14 protein-coding genes are annotated in these 15,893 nt (G+C 71.5%); 3 read left to right on the top strand and 11 right to left on the bottom strand.

Going from position 1 to position 15,893, the window contains the following annotated elements; genetic code table 11:
• Positions 1-24 precede the first annotated feature (24 nt).
• The 9 genes from ruvA to pgsA form a co-directional block, all read right to left on the bottom strand.
• Complete coding sequence (gene ruvA, locus FEF34_RS32235; RefSeq protein ID WP_138056308.1) at positions 25-636, bottom strand: Holliday junction branch migration protein RuvA; 612 nt, start codon at positions 634-636, stop codon at positions 25-27.
• A complete protein-coding gene (ruvC, locus tag FEF34_RS32230; protein ID WP_138056307.1) occupies positions 633-1,166 on the bottom strand; it encodes a crossover junction endodeoxyribonuclease RuvC in 534 nt (177 codons plus the stop codon). The genes ruvA and ruvC overlap by 4 nt, the downstream gene beginning before the upstream one ends.
• Before the next feature lie 159 nt (positions 1,167-1,325).
• Entirely contained in the window at positions 1,326-2,078 is a 753-nt protein-coding gene (locus FEF34_RS32225; RefSeq protein ID WP_138056306.1) for a YebC/PmpR family DNA-binding transcriptional regulator, read from the bottom strand.
• Positions 2,079-2,154: 76 nt separating this feature from the next.
• The gene (gene pdxT / locus FEF34_RS32220) at positions 2,155-2,781 is read right to left on the bottom strand and encodes a pyridoxal 5'-phosphate synthase glutaminase subunit PdxT (RefSeq protein ID WP_138056305.1); all 627 of its coding nucleotides are present in this window, start codon (positions 2,779-2,781) and stop codon (positions 2,155-2,157) included.
• A gap of 6 nt (positions 2,782-2,787) precedes the next feature.
• Positions 2,788-3,714 (bottom strand): pyridoxal 5'-phosphate synthase lyase subunit PdxS, encoded by a 927-nt coding sequence (pdxS, locus tag FEF34_RS32215; protein ID WP_171053175.1) that lies wholly within the window; start codon positions 3,712-3,714, stop codon positions 2,788-2,790.
• A gap of 590 nt (positions 3,715-4,304) precedes the next feature.
• Positions 4,305-4,844: a hypothetical protein gene (locus tag FEF34_RS32210; protein ID WP_138056303.1), complete on the bottom strand. Its 540-nt coding sequence runs from the start codon at positions 4,842-4,844 to the stop codon at positions 4,305-4,307.
• Positions 4,845-4,934: 90 nt separating this feature from the next.
• Positions 4,935-6,125 (bottom strand): glycosyltransferase family 4 protein, encoded by a 1,191-nt coding sequence (locus FEF34_RS32205; RefSeq protein WP_138056302.1) that lies wholly within the window; start codon positions 6,123-6,125, stop codon positions 4,935-4,937.
• Positions 6,122-7,045: a phosphatidylinositol mannoside acyltransferase gene (locus FEF34_RS32200; protein ID WP_138056301.1), complete on the bottom strand. Its 924-nt coding sequence runs from the start codon at positions 7,043-7,045 to the stop codon at positions 6,122-6,124. The genes FEF34_RS32205 and FEF34_RS32200 overlap by 4 nt, the downstream gene beginning before the upstream one ends.
• The gene (gene pgsA / locus FEF34_RS32195) at positions 7,042-7,749 is read right to left on the bottom strand and encodes a phosphatidylinositol phosphate synthase (protein WP_138056300.1); all 708 of its coding nucleotides are present in this window, start codon (positions 7,747-7,749) and stop codon (positions 7,042-7,044) included. Before pgsA ends, FEF34_RS32200 begins: the two co-directional genes overlap by 4 nt.
• A gap of 256 nt (positions 7,750-8,005) precedes the next feature.
• Here pgsA and FEF34_RS32190 point away from each other — a divergent pair, with 256 nt between their 5' ends.
• Positions 8,006-10,213, top strand: coding sequence for an elongation factor G-like protein EF-G2 (locus FEF34_RS32190; protein ID WP_138056299.1), 2,208 nt, complete (start codon positions 8,006-8,008; stop codon positions 10,211-10,213).
• Positions 10,214-10,486: 273 nt separating this feature from the next.
• The gene (locus FEF34_RS32185) at positions 10,487-12,142 is read left to right on the top strand and encodes a hypothetical protein (RefSeq protein ID WP_138056298.1); all 1,656 of its coding nucleotides are present in this window, start codon (positions 10,487-10,489) and stop codon (positions 12,140-12,142) included.
• Positions 12,143-12,213: 71 nt separating this feature from the next.
• Here the strand turns inward: FEF34_RS32185 and FEF34_RS32180 are convergent, their stop codons facing one another.
• Positions 12,214-12,774 (bottom strand): HIT family protein, encoded by a 561-nt coding sequence (locus FEF34_RS32180; protein WP_138056297.1) that lies wholly within the window; start codon positions 12,772-12,774, stop codon positions 12,214-12,216.
• Between the two features lie 67 nt (positions 12,775-12,841).
• On the opposite strand from FEF34_RS32180, the gene FEF34_RS32175 reads away from it, so the two are divergent.
• Entirely contained in the window at positions 12,842-13,534 is a 693-nt protein-coding gene (locus tag FEF34_RS32175; protein ID WP_138056296.1) for a potassium channel family protein, read from the top strand.
• A 64-nt stretch (positions 13,535-13,598) separates the two neighbouring features.
• On the opposite strand, the gene thrS is transcribed toward FEF34_RS32175, so the two are convergent.
• A complete protein-coding gene (gene thrS / locus FEF34_RS32170) occupies positions 13,599-15,575 on the bottom strand; it encodes a threonine--tRNA ligase (protein WP_138056295.1) in 1,977 nt (658 codons plus the stop codon).
• Positions 15,576-15,893 lie beyond the last annotated feature (318 nt).

Genomic DNA, 15,893 nt, shown 5'->3' with positions numbered 1-15,893 from the left:
TGGGTGGGCGGGTGCGGTTCGGGGTCAGCGGGTGCGGTTCAGCGTCTGGAGGGCGGACTTGAGCAGCGGGCCGATCTGGGGCTCGCCCGCCGCCGCCTCCGCCTGCGGGGTGACGGCGGTGACCGCCTCGTCGGCCTCGCGGGTGGCGTAGCCGAGTCCGATCAGCGCGGCGTGCAACTGGTCGCGCCAGGACTGGGTGACGGGGGCGCCGACGGCACGGCCGGGGGACCCTGTCGGGTCGCCGAGGCGGTCCTTGAGCTCGAGCAGCAGCTTCTGGGCGCCCTTCCTCCCGATGCCGGGGACGGCCGTGAGCGCCTTCTCGTCACCCGTGGCCACCGCACGCCGCAGCGCGTCCGGGCTGTGCACCGCGAGCATCGCCTGTGCCAGCCGGGGTCCGACGCCGCTCGCGGTCTGGAGCAACTCGAAGACCTGCCGCTCGTCGTCGTCGGCGAAGCCGTACAACGTCAGGGAGTCCTCGCGGACCACCAACGACGTGGCGAGCCGCGCCTCCTGACCCACTCTCAGCCCGGACAGGGTGTCGGGTGTGCACTGGACGGCCATGCCGACGCCGCCGACCTCGATCACGGCGGTGGTCGGGGCGAGGGCGGCGACCGGGCCGCTCACAAAGGCGATCATGCGGTACGGCCTTTCGTCGCGTGGTGGGCGGCGACCGCCCGCTGCAGGCGGTTCTGCGCGGGCGCCCGCCAGATGTGGCAGATGGCGAGGGCGAGGGCGTCGGCGGCGTCGGCCGGCTTCGGCGGGGCGTCCAGCCGCAGCAGCCGGGTCACCATTGCGCCCACCTGCCCCTTGTCGGCGCGGCCGCTGCCGGTGACGGACGCCTTGACCTCGCTCGGGGTGTGCAGGGCGACGGGCAGTCCGCGGCGGGCCGCGCACAGCATGGCGACGGCGCTGGCCTGGGCCGTACCCATGACCGTGCGGACGTTGTGCTGGCTGAACACCCGCTCGACCGCGACCAGTTCGGGCCGGTACGCGTCCAGCCACTCCTCGATCCCGCGTTCGACGGCGACGAGCCGGTCGCCGATCTCCGCGTCCGCGGAAGTGCGGACCACGCCGACGCCGAGCATCGTCAGCGGACGGCCCGCGACGCCCTCGACGACACCGATGCCGCACCGGGTCAGCCCCGGGTCCACCCCCAGCACACGCACACGCCCACCCCCTCCTCGCCGTCCCCCGGCCACCGCCGGAAGGTGCCCCGGCGCTTGTGCAGGCTATCGGCTCCCGCTGACAACCACCGACAACGCCTCGGGCCGAAACGCGACGGGCCGACGGGGTGCGTCCCCGTCGGCCCGTCGTACGAAGCGGGATCAGGCGTCGACCTTCTCCATGACGTCGTCCGAGACGTCGAAGTTGGCGAAGACGTTCTGCACGTCGTCGCTGTCCTCCAGCGCGTCGATCAGCTTGAAGATCTTGCGCGCGCCCTCTTCGTCCAGTTCGACCTGCATGGTCGGGACGAAGTCGGCCTCGGCCGAGTCGTAGTCGATACCGGCGTCCTGGAGCGCGGTGCGGACCGCGACCAGGTCCGTGGCCTCGCTGATGACCTCGAAGTTCTCACCCAGGTCGTTGACCTCCTCGGCACCCGCGTCCAGCACCGCGCCGAGCACGTCGTCCTCGGTCAGCTCGCCCTTCGGGAGCACCACGACGCCCTTGCGGTTGAAGAGGTAGGACACCGAGCCGGGGTCGGCCATCGAGCCGCCGTTGCGGGTCATCGCTACACGCACGTCGGAGGCGGCACGGTTGCGGTTGTCGGTGAGGCACTCGATGAGCACCGCCACACCGTTCGGACCGTAGCCCTCGTACATGATCGTCTCGTAGTCGGCGCCGCCGGCCTCGAGGCCCGCGCCGCGCTTGACCGCGGAGTCGATGTTCTTGTTCGGGACCGACTGCTTCTTCGCCTTCTGGATGGCGTCGAAGAGGGTCGGGTTGCCGTCGACGTCGGCGCCGCCGGTACGGGCCGCAACCTCGATGTTCTTGATCAGCTTCGCGAAGAGCTTGCCGCGCTTGGCGTCGATCACGGCCTTCTTGTGCTTCGTCGTGGCCCATTTAGAGTGGCCGGACATCTGCCTGTCTCCTTCGCGTAACCGATCTCTGCTGCGTTCGCCTGTGATCCTACCCGTCGCCCGACCACCGCCCCCCTCACGGAGCGCTGACGCGTGCACCTTCTGATCGCGAGGCGCGCACCATGTCGACGAACAGGGCGTGCACACGGTGATCCCCGGTCAGCTCCGGGTGGAACGACGTGGCCAGCGCGGTGCCCTGGCGGACGGCGACGATGTGGCCGTCGTGCTCGGCGAGCACCTCGACCTCGGCGCCGACGGACTCGACCCACGGGGCGCGGATGAAGACGCCCTCCACGGGACCGCCCTCGACGCCCGTGACCGCGACCGCCGACTCGAAGGACTCGTTCTGGCGACCGAAGGCGTTGCGGCGCACGATCATGTCGATGCCGCCGATGGTCTCCTGACCCGACCGCGGGTCAAGGATCTTCTCGGCGAGCATGATCAGGCCCGCGCAGGTGCCGTAGACCGGCATCCCGGCGCGCACGCGCTCGCGCAGCGGCTCCATCACCCCGAAGAGACGGGCCAGTTTGGAGATGGTGGTGGACTCGCCGCCCGGGATGACGAGGCCGTCGACCCCGGCGAGTTCCTCGGGGCGCCGGACCGACCTGGCCGCGGCGTCGGCCGCGGCCAGGGCGATCAGGTGCTCCCGTACGTCGCCCTGCAGAGCCAGTACTCCGATGACAGGGGTGCCGGGTGTGCTCATGGGTGGTTACCAGCCGCGGTTCGCGTAGCGCTCGGCCTCGGGCAGGGTGTCGCAGTTGATACCGACCATGGCCTCGCCGAGGTTGCGGGAGGCGTCCGCGATGATCTTGGGGTCGTCGTAGAAGGTGGTGGCCTTCACGATGGCCGCGGCACGCTTGGCCGGGTCGCCGGACTTGAAGATGCCGGAGCCGACGAAGACGCCCTCTGCGCCGAGCTGGCGCATCAGCGCGGCGTCGGCGGGGGTGGCGACACCACCGGCGGAGAAGAGGACGACCGGCAGCTTGCCGAGCCGGGCGACCTCGGCGACGAGCTCGTACGGGGCGCGCAGCTCCTTGGCGGCGGCGTACAGCTCGTTGTTGTCGAAGCCGCGCAGGCGGGCGATCTCGTTCTTGATCTGGCGCAGGTGGCGGACGGCCTCGACGACGTTGCCGGTGCCGGCCTCGCCCTTGGAGCGGATCATGGCCGCGCCCTCGGCGATCCGGCGCAGGGCCTCGCCCAGGTTGGTGGCGCCGCAGACGAAGGGGGTGGTGAAGGCCCACTTGTCGGAGTGGTTGACCTCGTCGGCCGGGGTGAGCACCTCGGACTCGTCGATGTAGTCCACACCGAGCGACTGCAGGACCTGGGCCTCGACGAAGTGGCCGATGCGGGACTTGGCCATCACCGGGATCGAGACGGCCTCGATGATGCCCTCGATCATGTCCGGGTCGGACATCCGGGCCACGCCGCCGTCCTTGCGGATGTCGGCGGGAACGCGCTCCAGGGCCATGACGGCCACGGCGCCCGCGTCCTCGGCGATCTTCGCCTGGTCAGGCGTGACGACGTCCATGATCACGCCGCCCTTGAGCTGCTCGGCCATGCCTCGCTTCACACGTGCGGTGCCGGTCTCGGGAGCCTGCGGGGAGTTGGAGAACGTGCTGGACACGATCGACCTCATTCGGTGACGACAAATGGTGCTCCGACGAGGAAACAGTCCGGTGCCAGGCCACGGCAAGGGCCAATGGGGACCCTGTGGATCGTTTTGGCGCTGGCCTCGGGGCGGTGCCAGGCGCCTCGGGGCGGCGCCGGGCCGACGTCCGGACCCGGTTGCCCGGACGTCGGCCCGGCGCGGGCGGTCTACCGGCACGGGCGTCCCCGCACGGACGGGACGCGCTCCGACCCGGCACCGCGGTGTCCCGGCACAGGCGGTCCACCCGCACGGGCGTCCCCGCACCGACGGGACGCGCTCCGACCCGGCACCGCGATGTCCCGGCACAGGCGGTCCACCCGCACGGGCGTCCCCGCACCGACGGGACGCGCTCCGACCCGGCACCGCGATGTCCCGGCACAGGCGGTCCACCCGCACGGGCGTCCCCGCACCGACGGGACGCGCTCCGACCCGGCACCGCGATGTCCCGGCACAGGCGGTCCACCCGCACGGGCGTCCCCGCACCGACGGGACGCGCTCCGACCCGGCACCGCGGTGTCCCGGCACGGGCATGTGCCGGCTGGAGGGGTGCCGCCGGTCCGGCACCGCGGGGCAGGCCGTTACGGCCGGTCCGCCAGTGCCACCGGGGGCTCGTCGTCCATCTCGAAGGCAAGCGGGGACGGGGCGTGCCCGGCGAGGCGGAACCAGCGGACCTTGCGGTGCCGGCGCAGCGCCCGCGCCGCCCGTACGGCGTCGTTGTGGAACCGCCGCGCCATCGGGACGCGCCGTACGGCCGCGGCCAGTTCGTCGGCGGCGTCGTCTCCCCCGGGAGCCTGCCGCACGGCCTCCACCTGTTGCGTCTCGCCGAACACGGCGCGCAGCGCCTGGCTCAGCTCGCTCTCCGCGACCTCGCGGTGCTCCTCGTCCGCCTGACGGGCCGCGTGCGCGGCCTCGTAGAGCACGATCGAGGCGGCGGGGTCCAGCACGCCGGAGGTGGCGAGCTCCTGGGTGACCGAGGCGCGGCGCAGGAGCTGGGCGTCGAGTGCCGCCCGCGCGGCGTCGATCCGAGCGTGCAGGCGATCGAGCCGGCCGGCGGTCCAGCTGAGGTACAGGCCGACGGCGACGAGCGCGACGACGATCCAGATCAGGGTTGCGGTCACGCCGGGTCAATCTACCGGTGAGTCGGGGAGCGCCTTCGCGCCCGGGCCCCGGGGCCGCGTCCGGCCGCGCCCCGACGTGCCCCGGACGCCTCAGTCGCGGGCCAGACCGAAGCGCGCCATCAGCCCGCCCGGGCGTTCGTCCGCGGCCACCGAGGCCGCGCCGTCCGTCACCGTCTCGTACACCGCGAGGATGTCCGCGCCGACCGTGGACCAGTCGAAGCGCCGCACATGGGCGCTGCCGCGGGCGCTGAGCTCGGCGCGCCGGGACGGCGAGCCCAGCAGCCGGATCGCGGCGTCGGCCAGCGCGCCGGCGTCCTCGTTGGCGAAGAGCTCGCCCGCCGCGCCCTGGTCCAGTACCTGGGCGAACGCGTCGAGGTCCGAGGCCAGTACCGGCGCACCGGCCGACAGGGCCTCGACCAGGATGATGCCGAAACTCTCACCACCGGTGTTGGGCGCGACGTACACGTCGACGCTGCGCAGCAGCCGGGCCTTGTCCTCGTCGCTGACCATCCCCAGGAACTCGACGTGCTCGCGCATCGCCGCGGGGAGCGACTCGACGGCCTCCTCCTCGTCGCCGCGCCCCGCGACGAGCAGCCGGGTGTCGGGACGGGCCTGAAGGATCCTCGGCAGGGCCTTCATCAGGACGGGCAGGCCCTTGCGGGGCTCGTCGATGCGCCCGATGAACCCCAGGGTCCCCCCCTTGCCTTCGCCGGTGGCACCCCCACCCTGCCACTCCGCCTTCGGCTCGGCCTTCGCGAAGAAGTCGACGTCGACGCCGTTGGGGATGACCACGGCGTCGCCGCCGAGGTGCTCCACGAGCGTGCGCCGGGCGTACTCGCTGACCGCGATCCGAGCGTTGATCTTCTCCAGGGCGGGCTGGAGGATCGGGTACGCGGCGATCATCGCCCGCGAGCGCGGGTTGGACGTGTGGAAGGTCGCCACGATCGGCCCCTGGGCCGCCCAGCAGGACAGCAGCCCCAGGGACGGCGAGGCCGGCTCGTGGATGTGGATCACGTCGAAGGTGCCGTCGTGCAGCCAGCGCCGCACCCGGGCCGCGGAGAGGAAGCCGAAGTTGAGCCGGGCGACCGAGCCGTTGTACGGCACGGGCACGGCACGGCCCGCCGACACGACGTACGGCGGCAGCGGGGTGTCGTCGTCGGCCGGGGCGAGGACGGAGACCTCGTGGCCCAGTCCGATCAGATGCTCCGCGAGGTCGCGGATGTGGAACTGGACGCCGCCGGGGACGTCCCACGAGTAGGGGCAGACGATCCCGATCCTCACGTCCGGAACTCCCTCGTGTCGCCCCGGTCCTCCAGGTCCGAGAGCCACAACCGCTGCAGCATGTGCCAGTCCTCCGGGTGGTCGGCGATTCCGGTGGCGAAGGCGTCGGCCAGCGCCTGTGTCATCACGGACGTCCTCTCGGCCCTGGTACCTGTCTCGGGTATGTCGACGGGCGGATGGACCCGCCCCTTCATGACGGACGTCCCGTCGTACCAGAGGGTCACCGGCAGCAGCAGCGCGCCGGTCTGCTGGGCGAGCAGCGCGGGTCCCGCGGGCATCCTGGCCGTCTCGCCGAAGAACTTCACCTCGATGCCCGAGGCGGACAGGTCGCGGTCGGCGACCAGGCAGACGAGTCCGCCGGCGCGCAGCCGCCGGGCCAGGGTGCCGAAGGCGGAGCCGCCGGTGTGCGGCAGTACCTCCATGCCGAGGGACTCGCGGTAGGCGACGAACCGGTCGTACAGGGTCTCCGGCTTCAGCCGCTCCGCGACGGTGGTGAACGGTATGCCGAGCGCACGGGTCGCCCAGACCCCCGCCAGGTCCCAGTTCGCCAGGTGCGGCAGCGCCAGGACGACGCCCCTGCCCTCGGCCATGCCGTCGTGCAGGCGCCGGATGTTCTCGATGTCCACGCTCCGGCGCACGCGCTCCTCGCCCCAGGACGGGAGCCGGAAGGACTCCATCCAGTAGCGCATGTACGAGCGCATCCCGGCTTTGGACAGTTCGGCGAGCCGCTCCGGTCCGGCGTCGGGCACCACCCGGGCCAGGTTGGCCTCCAGCCGCAGCACGCCCTTCCCGCGCCGCTTCCACGCGGTGTCGGCGATGGAGCGTCCGAGCGCGGCGGCGGCGGGCTCCGGGAGCTTCCTGACCGTCGCCCAGCCCAGCCCGTACAGCGTGTCCGTCAGCCGGTCCGGCATGCCGCTCATGCCTCACTCCCCTGCGAGGTGCCCTGGGTGGTCCCGTGCGAGGGGCCCTGCGGGGGGCCGCCGCCGGGCGTCGGGGCGTCCGCCTCGGCCGCCTCGCGGCGCACCGTGACCACGCGCTGCGCCAGCGTCACCACCGAGCCCGCGGCCACGATCCAGAGCGCGACGGGGAGCAGTACGTCGACACCGGGGACCCCGAAGGCGTGGAGTCCGGCGAGCCCGGCCGCGACCAGCGAGATCACCAGCCGCTCGGCCCGCTCCACCAGCCCGTTCACGGCTACCGGCAGCCCGATCGACTCGCCCCGTGCCTTGGTGTACGAGACGACCTGGCCGCTGGCGAGGCAGAAGATGGCCACCGCGCACAGCACGTTGTCGTCGCCCTTGCCGGCGTACCAGAGGGCGAAGCCGCCGAAGATGGCGCTGTCCGCGACCCGGTCGAGCGTGGAGTCCAGGAAGGCGCCCCAGCGGCTGGAGACTCCGGCCTGACGGGCCATGTTGCCGTCGACGAGGTCGGAGAAGACGAACAGGGTGATGACGATCGTCCCCCAGAAGAACTCTCCGCGGGGGAAGAAGACCAGCGCGCCCGCGACCACTCCGGCCGTGCCGACGAGGGTCACCGCGTCGGGGCTCACTCCGCGGCGTAGCAGAAACGCGGCGAACGGTGTGAGGACACGCGTGAAGAACGCACGCGCGTACTTGTTCAGCATGGCCTTCCCGAGGGGTCGGTGTGCCGTGCGGCCCCTTCGGCCACCGGCGCGCCCATCGTAGCCAGGCACGCGGCGGCCCAGCGGCCTGGCCCGGTCGCGTACGACGTATGGACGCACCATGACGGGAGTGGAAAGCTCGAAAGACAACCGCGGGCTTCGCCGGCGCATCCCCCAGGCTCCGGCCGGGGGCTCCCCATAGCGCGCCCCCGGGTCCGCGCCCTCACCTCACCGTGCACCGAGTCGGGAGGAACGAATCATGGGCGACAAGGCGAATGCACAATCCGGAGCCGCCGGCAGGGCTACGACGGCCGACCGGCCGACATCCGTACGGAACGTGGTGCTGGTCGGCCACAGCGGATCGGGGAAGACGACCCTGGTGGAGGCCCTGGCCCTGACGGCCGGGGCGGTCAACCGGGCGGGACGCGTCGAGGACGGCGGGACGGTCTCGGACTACGACGAGATCGAGCACCGCCAGCAGCGCTCCGTACAGCTGAGTCTCGTCCCGGTCGAATGGGGCGGGTACAAGATCAATCTGTTGGACACCCCCGGGTACGCCGACTTCGTGGGGGAACTCAGGGCCGGTCTGCGAGCCGCGGACGCGGCCCTTTTCGTCGTCTCGGCCGCGCAGGAGGCCGACGCCGTGCCCGCCTCCACCCGGATGGTGTGGGAGGAGTGCGCAGCGGTCGGGATGCCCCGGGCCATCGTGGTCACACACCTGGAGACGGCGCGCACCGGCTTCGACGAACTGATCGAGGTCTGCGGGCAGTTGTTCGGCGGTGACGACCCGGACGCCGTGCTGCCGCTCTACCTGCCGCGGTACGGCCCGGAGGCGGCCGACGGCCACGCACCGGTCACGGGACTGGTCGGGCTGCTGTCGCGGAAACTGTTCGACTACTCGGGCGGCGAGCGCGTCGAGAAGGCTCCGGGACCCGAGGAGGAGGCGCTGCTGGCCGAGGCCAGGAACCGGCTGATCGAGGGGATCATCGCCGAGAGCGAGGACGAGACGCTCATGGAGCGCTACCTGGGCGGCGAGGAGGTCGATCTCAAGACGCTGATCGACGATCTGGAGAAGGCCGTCGCACGGGGCGCCTTCCATCCTGTGCTGGCCGCGGCGCCTGCGGTGGACGGGGCGAAGCACGGGCTCGGGACGGTCGAGCTGCTGGATCTGATCACCGGCGGATTCCCGACCCCGCTGGAGCGCGAGGCGCCGGCGGTCACCACCCCGGAGGGCCGGCCCAGGCCCGCGGTCAGCTGCGACCCGGACGGGCCGCTGGTCGCCGAGGTCGTCAGGACCGCGTCCGACCCGTACGTCGGACGACTGTCCCTGGTCCGGGTCTTCTCCGGGACGCTCCGCCCGGACGAGACGGTGCACGTGTCGGGTCACGGGCTGGCCGACCGCGGGCACGAGGACCACGACGTCGACGAGCGCATCGGCGCCCTCTCCTCCCCGTTCGGCAAACAGCAGCGCACCGTCGGCCGGTGCATCGCCGGCGATCTCGCCTGCGTAGCCAAGCTGGGACGGGCCGAGACCGGCGACACGATCTCCTCGACGGCGGATCCGCTGCTGGTGGAGCCGTGGGCCATGCCCGACCCGCTGCTCCCCCTGGCCATCCAGGCGCACAGCAAGGCGGACGAGGACCGGCTCTCCCAGGGGCTGTCCCGGCTGGTCGCGGAGGACCCCACGATGCGCCTGGAGCAGAACCAGGACACCCACCAGGTGGTGCTGTGGTGTCTGGGCGAGGCCCATATGGACGTGGCGCTGGAACGGCTGCGAAGCAGGTACGGGGTCCAGGTCGACGTGGTGCCGCACAGGGTGTCGCTGCGGGAGACGTTCGGCGGGCCGTCGGCGGGGCGGGGCCGCCATGTGAAGCAGTCCGGAGGGCACGGCCAGTACGCGATCTGCGAGATCGAGGTCGAACCGCTGCCTCCCGGCTCGGGCATCGAGTTCGTCGACAAGGTGGTGGGCGGCGCCGTCCCCCGCCAGTTCATCCCCTCCGTGGAGAAGGGCATCCGGGCACAAGCGGCGAAGGGCCTCTCGGCCGGTCACCCGCTGGTCGACGTGCGTGTGACGCTGCTGGACGGCAAGGCCCACTCGGTGGACTCCTCCGACGCCGCGTTCCAGACCGCGGGCGCGCTGGCGCTCCGCGAGGCCGCGGCGCAGGCCCGGATCGACCTGCTGGAGCCGGTCGCCGAGGTGCAGGTGATGGTGCCGGACGAGTACGTCGGGGCGGTCATGAGCGATCTGTCGGGCCGGCGCGGCCGGGTGGTCGGCACCGAGCAGGCGGGCACGGGCAGGACGGTCGTGCGGGCCGAAGTGCCGGAGATCGAGATCGGCCGCTACGCGGTGGACCTGCGGTCCGTCTCGCACGGTACGGGCCGCTTCGACCGGACGTACGCCCGGCACGAGGCGATGCCGCCGCAGATGGCGGCCAAGATCCGGGAGGAGAGCACGGCCGCCGCGTAGAAGACCCCGCCCGGATGCCGGCCTCCCGTGGCCGGGCCCGTCCGTCCTGGCGCGGCAGCACGCGGAAAGCGGCCCCGGTGGGGAGTGCCGCCCGCCGAAGTCCCCTTCGGCGGGCGGCACTCGCGCGCCCGGGTCCGTCGCCCCGGCGAACCGAAAGGCGCTGCTGACGCATGGGCCACCACACCGATACGCTGTGTCGCGCAGCTCGGAAGGTGCGCGGGGCGCGGTAGTCGGGAAGGCCGCAGTGCGGACGAGGCGGCGATGGGGGCGGTAGTGGCGGACCAGGCATTCGATTTCTCTCCCGGGGCCCAGATCCCGGTGCAGGGGGCGGCCGGCCAGACGGCGGCGACACATGCCCTCGCCTCGGCCGCCTATCGCGACAGCCCGCTCGAGGAGATACTCAAGGCCAACAACGAGTGGCACCAGTCCAAGGTGAAGAAGGGCAAGTTCTCGCTCTTCGAGCCGAATCTGGGCGAGGCCTTCTCGCGGGCGGTCCAGGTGCGGATGCTCGGCGGGGCCCGCAAACCGCTGATCCAGTCGTTCGGAGCCGAGCCGCAGGCCGTGGTGGAGCACGCGCTTGCGGCGAGCCGGATCCGCAAGCAGCGGGACGCCCGGCTCACCGCGGTCATGGCGGTGTTCGGACTGCTGTTCCTGCCCGGCGCGCTGCTGTGGATCGGCGTGTTCCAGCTGCGCCGTACGCTGGCGGGCTCGAAGGACAGGAAGGCCGGCGCCATCGGATCGGCGCTGCTGATGGCGGTGGGGCTGCTCGCGGTGATCTTCCTGGTCGCGCTGCCGTTCAGCGGCTTCTGGGGGTACTACCTGAGGGCCATGGTGGTCGCGCCCGTGATCGGCTGGCTGTTCGCCAAGCGCATCTGCGAGTCCACGGCGAAGGACCTGAGGGCCCGCTGGGACGGTCTCCTCTCCGGCGGCGGCATCGGGGCGAAGGTCCCGGAGGCCGTGCCGGGGAACCCGAACGAGACCGCTGCCGAGCAGCTGCGCCAGGGCCTGGAGAAGCTCACCGCCGAGCAGCAGTCCAACTCCGTCTTCTACGCCGGCCCCAAGGGGATACTCGGCATGGGCACCCGCTGGGGCAGCTGGCAGCTCGCCGAGGAGCTGGTGGCCAGGGAACCGGGCCAGGAGTTCCACCAGTTCCGCAGCTGGGACGTCGTCAAGGTCATCCACGACCAGCTGACCCTGCTCCAGCGCGGCCCGCTGAACACGGGCGGCTTCCCCAAGCCGTCGGTGAAGCACTGGATCGTGGTGCCGGTCGGGGAGGGCGCGGCCGAGGTGGCGCGGCCGGACGGCCAGGACGTGGACACCTTCCAGGTGAAGCGCCACGAGATACAGCGGATCTGCGACCACCAGCAGTTCGGCAGCGGCAACCGGCACTATCTGGGCGTCCAGTTCACCCTGTGGGACGGCCAACTGGTCATCACCATGATGATCACGGTGACGGTGCTGTTCGAAACGCTGCGCATCGAGGTGACCGGGCACGCGCTCGGCCCGGTGCACTCCCTGTTCACCAGCAAGCCCGCGCCCAAGACCGTGGAGGTCGCCAAGACCGTCCGGTTCTGGGAGACCGTCGAGCGCCAGCTGCCGCTGGTGGAAACCCCGGAGGTGGTGCGGCAGATGGTCCGGGCACCGTTCACGTGGTATCCACCGATTCTGGACTTCCTCGGAGGGAAGCTGATCCTTCCCGAGCCGTTCGGGCTGCGGCACGCGTGGGCCGAGCAGCCCTGGCGGCACCGCTTCATGGCCGACGACGCCATGCGGGCGGCGACGCCGGTGCTGCGGGTCGCCCACTCCGCCGCGATGCGGGTGCTCGAGGAGCACGGCGTGGACACGGAGCGTTTCAGCACCCGCTCTTCGTTCCTGAGCACGGGCGTGCAGGACCCGATGCCGCGCAAGGCGGACGCGTACGACGCGTGACGGCGTACGAAACGTGACGGGGCGGCCCCGGAGCGTCCCCGGGACGCCCGGGGACGGGAGGACCGCCGGTCCTACGCGGCGGGCCAGGTGTCCGCGAGCATCTTCCGGGTGTCGGCGAGGAGTTGGGGGAGCACCTTCGTGTGGCCGATGACCGGCATGAAGTTGGTGTCACCGCCCCAGCGCGGCACCACGTGCTGATGCAGATGCGCGGCGATGCCGGCGCCGGCCACCGTGCCCTGGTTCATGCCGATGTTGAAGCCGTGCGCCCCGGAGGCCGTCCGCAGCGCCGTCATCGCCCGCTTGGTGAACTCGGCGAGTTCGGTGGTCTCGGCCCTGTCGAGGTCCGTGTAGTCGGCGACGTGCCGGTACGGCACCACCATCAGGTGGCCGCCGTTGTACGGATACAGATTGAGCACGGCGTACACGCTCTCGCCGCGCGCGATGACGAGTCCGTCCTCGTCGGACTTGGCGGGGATGGAGCAGAAGGGGCAGCCGTCGGCGGCCCCGGGACCGGTCGGCTTGTTCTCGCCCTGGATGTAGGCCATCCGGTGCGGCGTCCACAGCCGCTGGAAGGCGTCCTGGATGCCGACCCCGATCTGCTGCTCCGGCTCACTCGTCATGTGGTGCAGCATATGACTTCGCCCGTACGGACCGTGTCGCCGGGGGCGGACCCGGGCAGCTCCCGGCGATGCTGGCCGGATGGACGCCGAACGGGCAGACACCGCACTGGACCGCTGGGAGCAGCGGGCCGAGCTCCCGCTGTTCTACGCCTCGCTGGTCTTCCTGGCCGCGTACTCGGTGCGCATCCTGGCCCACGGCGTGGACCGGGTGTGGAGGGAGATCGCCCTCGCCATGATGCTGCTGATGTGGCTGGTCTTCCTGACCGACTTCGTGGTCCGCCTGCGGCTCAGCGGCCGGAGGCTCCACCGCTTCCTGCGGACGCACTGGCTGGACGCCCTGGTGCTCCTGCTGCCGCTGCTGCGCCCGCTGCGGCTGGTGAAGCTGTACACGACGCTCCAGCGGCGGCGCGACCAGCCGGTCCTCAGCCTCTACGCACGGGTGATCGTCTACGCCGGCCTGGGTGCGGTACTGCTGGGCTGGGCCGGGGCGCTCGCCGTCTACCACACGGAGCGGACCGCTCCCGGGGCGACGATCCTCACCTTCGGCGACGCGGTGTGGTGGGTGTGCGAGACGCTGACCACCGTCGGATACGGGGACGTCACGCCCGTGACCGCGTGGGGCAGGATCATCGCGGTCGGGCTGATGATCTGCGGGCTGGCGCTGCTGGGCGCGGTGACCGGCTCGTTCTCGTCCTGGCTGATCCAGGTCTTCACCCGCGAGGACGAGAGGAGGCCCCCGGAGGACCGACGTCCTCCGGGGGCCTCCTCCTGACGGAGCGGGACGGCCGCGGGCACGGCCTCGCCCGGCCGGCCCGGACCCGGGAGTCCCGGGCTGATCAGACCTGGGCGCGCTCCTCGACCACCTTGGCGATCTTGGCGATGGCCTCGTCGACGGGGATGCCGTTCTCCTGGGAGCCGTCGCGGTAGCGGAAGGACACCGCGCCGTGCTCCATGTCCTCATCGCCCGCGATGACCATGAAGGGCACCTTCTGCTTCTGGGCGTTGCGGATCTTCTTCTGCATCCGGTCCGAGGAGGCGTCCACCTCCACGCGCAGCCCCTGCTTCCTCGCCTTCGCGGCGAACTCCCGCAGGTACGGGACGTGGGCGTCGCCGATCGGGATGCCCAGCGCCTGGACGGGCGCCAGCCAGGCCGGGAAGGCACCGGCGTAGTGCTCCAGCAGCACCGCGAAGAAGCGCTCGATGGAACCGAACAGCGCCCGGTGGATCATGACGGGACGCTGCTTGGCGCCGTCCGGGCCGGTGTACTCCAGGTTGAAGCGCTCCGGCAGGTTGAAGTCAAGCTGGACCGTCGACATCTGCCAGGTGCGGCCGATCGCGTCCTTCGCCTGGACGGAGATCTTCGGGCCGTAGAAGGCCGCGCCGCCCGGGTCGGGGGTGAGCGGAAGGCCCTGCTTCTCGGCCACCTGCCGCAGGACCTCGGTGGCCTCGTCCCAGGCCTCGTCGGAGCCCACGAACTTGTTCGGATCCTTGGTGGACAGCTCCAGGTAGAAGTCGGTCAGACCGTAGTCGCGCAGCAGGTCCAGGACGAAGGTGAGGGTCTTGTCCAGCTCCTCCGCCATCTGCTCGCGGGTGCAGTAGATGTGCGCGTCGTCCTGGGTGAAACCGCGGGCACGGGTCAGGCCGTGCACGACGCCCGACTTCTCGTACCGGTACACGGTGCCGAACTCGAAGAGGCGCAGCGGCAGTTCACGGTACGAGCGGCCGCGCGCATCGAAGATCAGGTTGTGCATCGGGCAGTTCATGGGCTTGAGGTAGTAGTCCACGCCCTCGTCGAGCTGCATGGGCGGGTACATGCCCTCGGCGTACCAGTCCAGGTGGCCCGACTTCTCGAACAGCTTGCCCTTGGTCGCGTGCGGCGAGTACACGAACTCGTAGCCGTGCTCCTCGTGGCGTTTGCGCGAGTAGTCCTCCATGACCCGGCGGATCACGCCGCCCCTGGGGTGGAAGACCGCGAGCCCGGAGCCGACCTCGTCCGGGAACGAGAAGAGGTCCAGCTCGTTGCCGAGCTTGCGGTGGTCCCGCTTCTCGGCCTCGGCGAGGAAGTCCAGATGGGCCTTCAGCTCTTCCTTGGACGGCCAGGCGGTGCCGTAGATGCGCTGCAGCATCGGGTTCTTCTCGCTGCCGCGCCAGTACGCGGCAGCGTTGCGCATCAGCTTGAACGCCGGGATGTTGCGGGTGGTGGGCAGGTGGGGGCCCCGGCAGAGGTCCTTCCAGCACAGCTCGCCGGTCTTGGCGTCCAGGTTGTCGTAGATGGTCAGCTCGCCGCCGCCCACCTCGACGTCGGCGCCGTCGTCGTGCGAGGCGGAACCCTTGATCCCGATGAGCTCCAGCTTGTACGGCTCGTCCGCGAGCTCCTCACGCGCGGCCTCGTCGGTGACGACGCGGCGCGAGAAGCGCTGTCCGCGCTTCTGGATCTCCTGCATCTTCTTCTCGACGGCCTTGAGATCCTCGGGGGTGAATGGCTTCTCCACGTCGAAGTCGTAGTAGAAGCCGTCCCGGACCGGCGGGCCGATGCCGAGCTTGGCCTCGGGGAACAGCTCCTGCACGGCCTGCGCCATGACGTGCGCGGTGGAGTGGCGCAGGATGTTCAGCCCGTCCTCGGACGAGATCGCGACGGGCTCGACGGTCTCGCCGTCCTTGACCTCGTACGCCAGGTCCTTCAGCTCTCCGCCGACGCGCGCGGCGATCACGGTGCGCTCGCCGCCGAAGAGATCGGCCGCCGTGGTGCCCGTGGTCACCACGCGCTCTTCCCGCTCGGAATCGCGTTGGATGATCACACGGACGTCTGACACCGGTCTCTCCTGTCTGAAGGGGGAGCACGCGACGAGGCATCGCGCGTGCACTACGTCATGCTACCGAGCGTCGGATCGGCCCCGCGAAGCGCGCTGCGCGCGTGCGGTGGGCGGGACGTTCCGGTGCCTCGCGCCGCCCGTGCGAGACGTCCCGGCTCCGTCGCACCCCGCCCGTGCGGACCGTCGCAATGCCTCGCGCCGCCCGTGCGAGACGTCCCGGCTCCGTCGCACCCCGCCCGTGCGGGACGTTCCGGTGCGCTTCCATCGCGGTGCACGGTACCGACGCAGTGCGGTACCGACGCAGTGCTGTGCCGGCTC

The organism is Streptomyces marianii (assembly GCF_005795905.1).
Taxonomy (GTDB): Bacteria; Actinomycetota; Actinomycetes; order Streptomycetales; family Streptomycetaceae; genus Streptomyces; species Streptomyces marianii.
The sequence above is the reverse complement of the archived record's forward strand: the minus strand, read 5'-3'. Positions and strand labels throughout refer to the sequence as shown.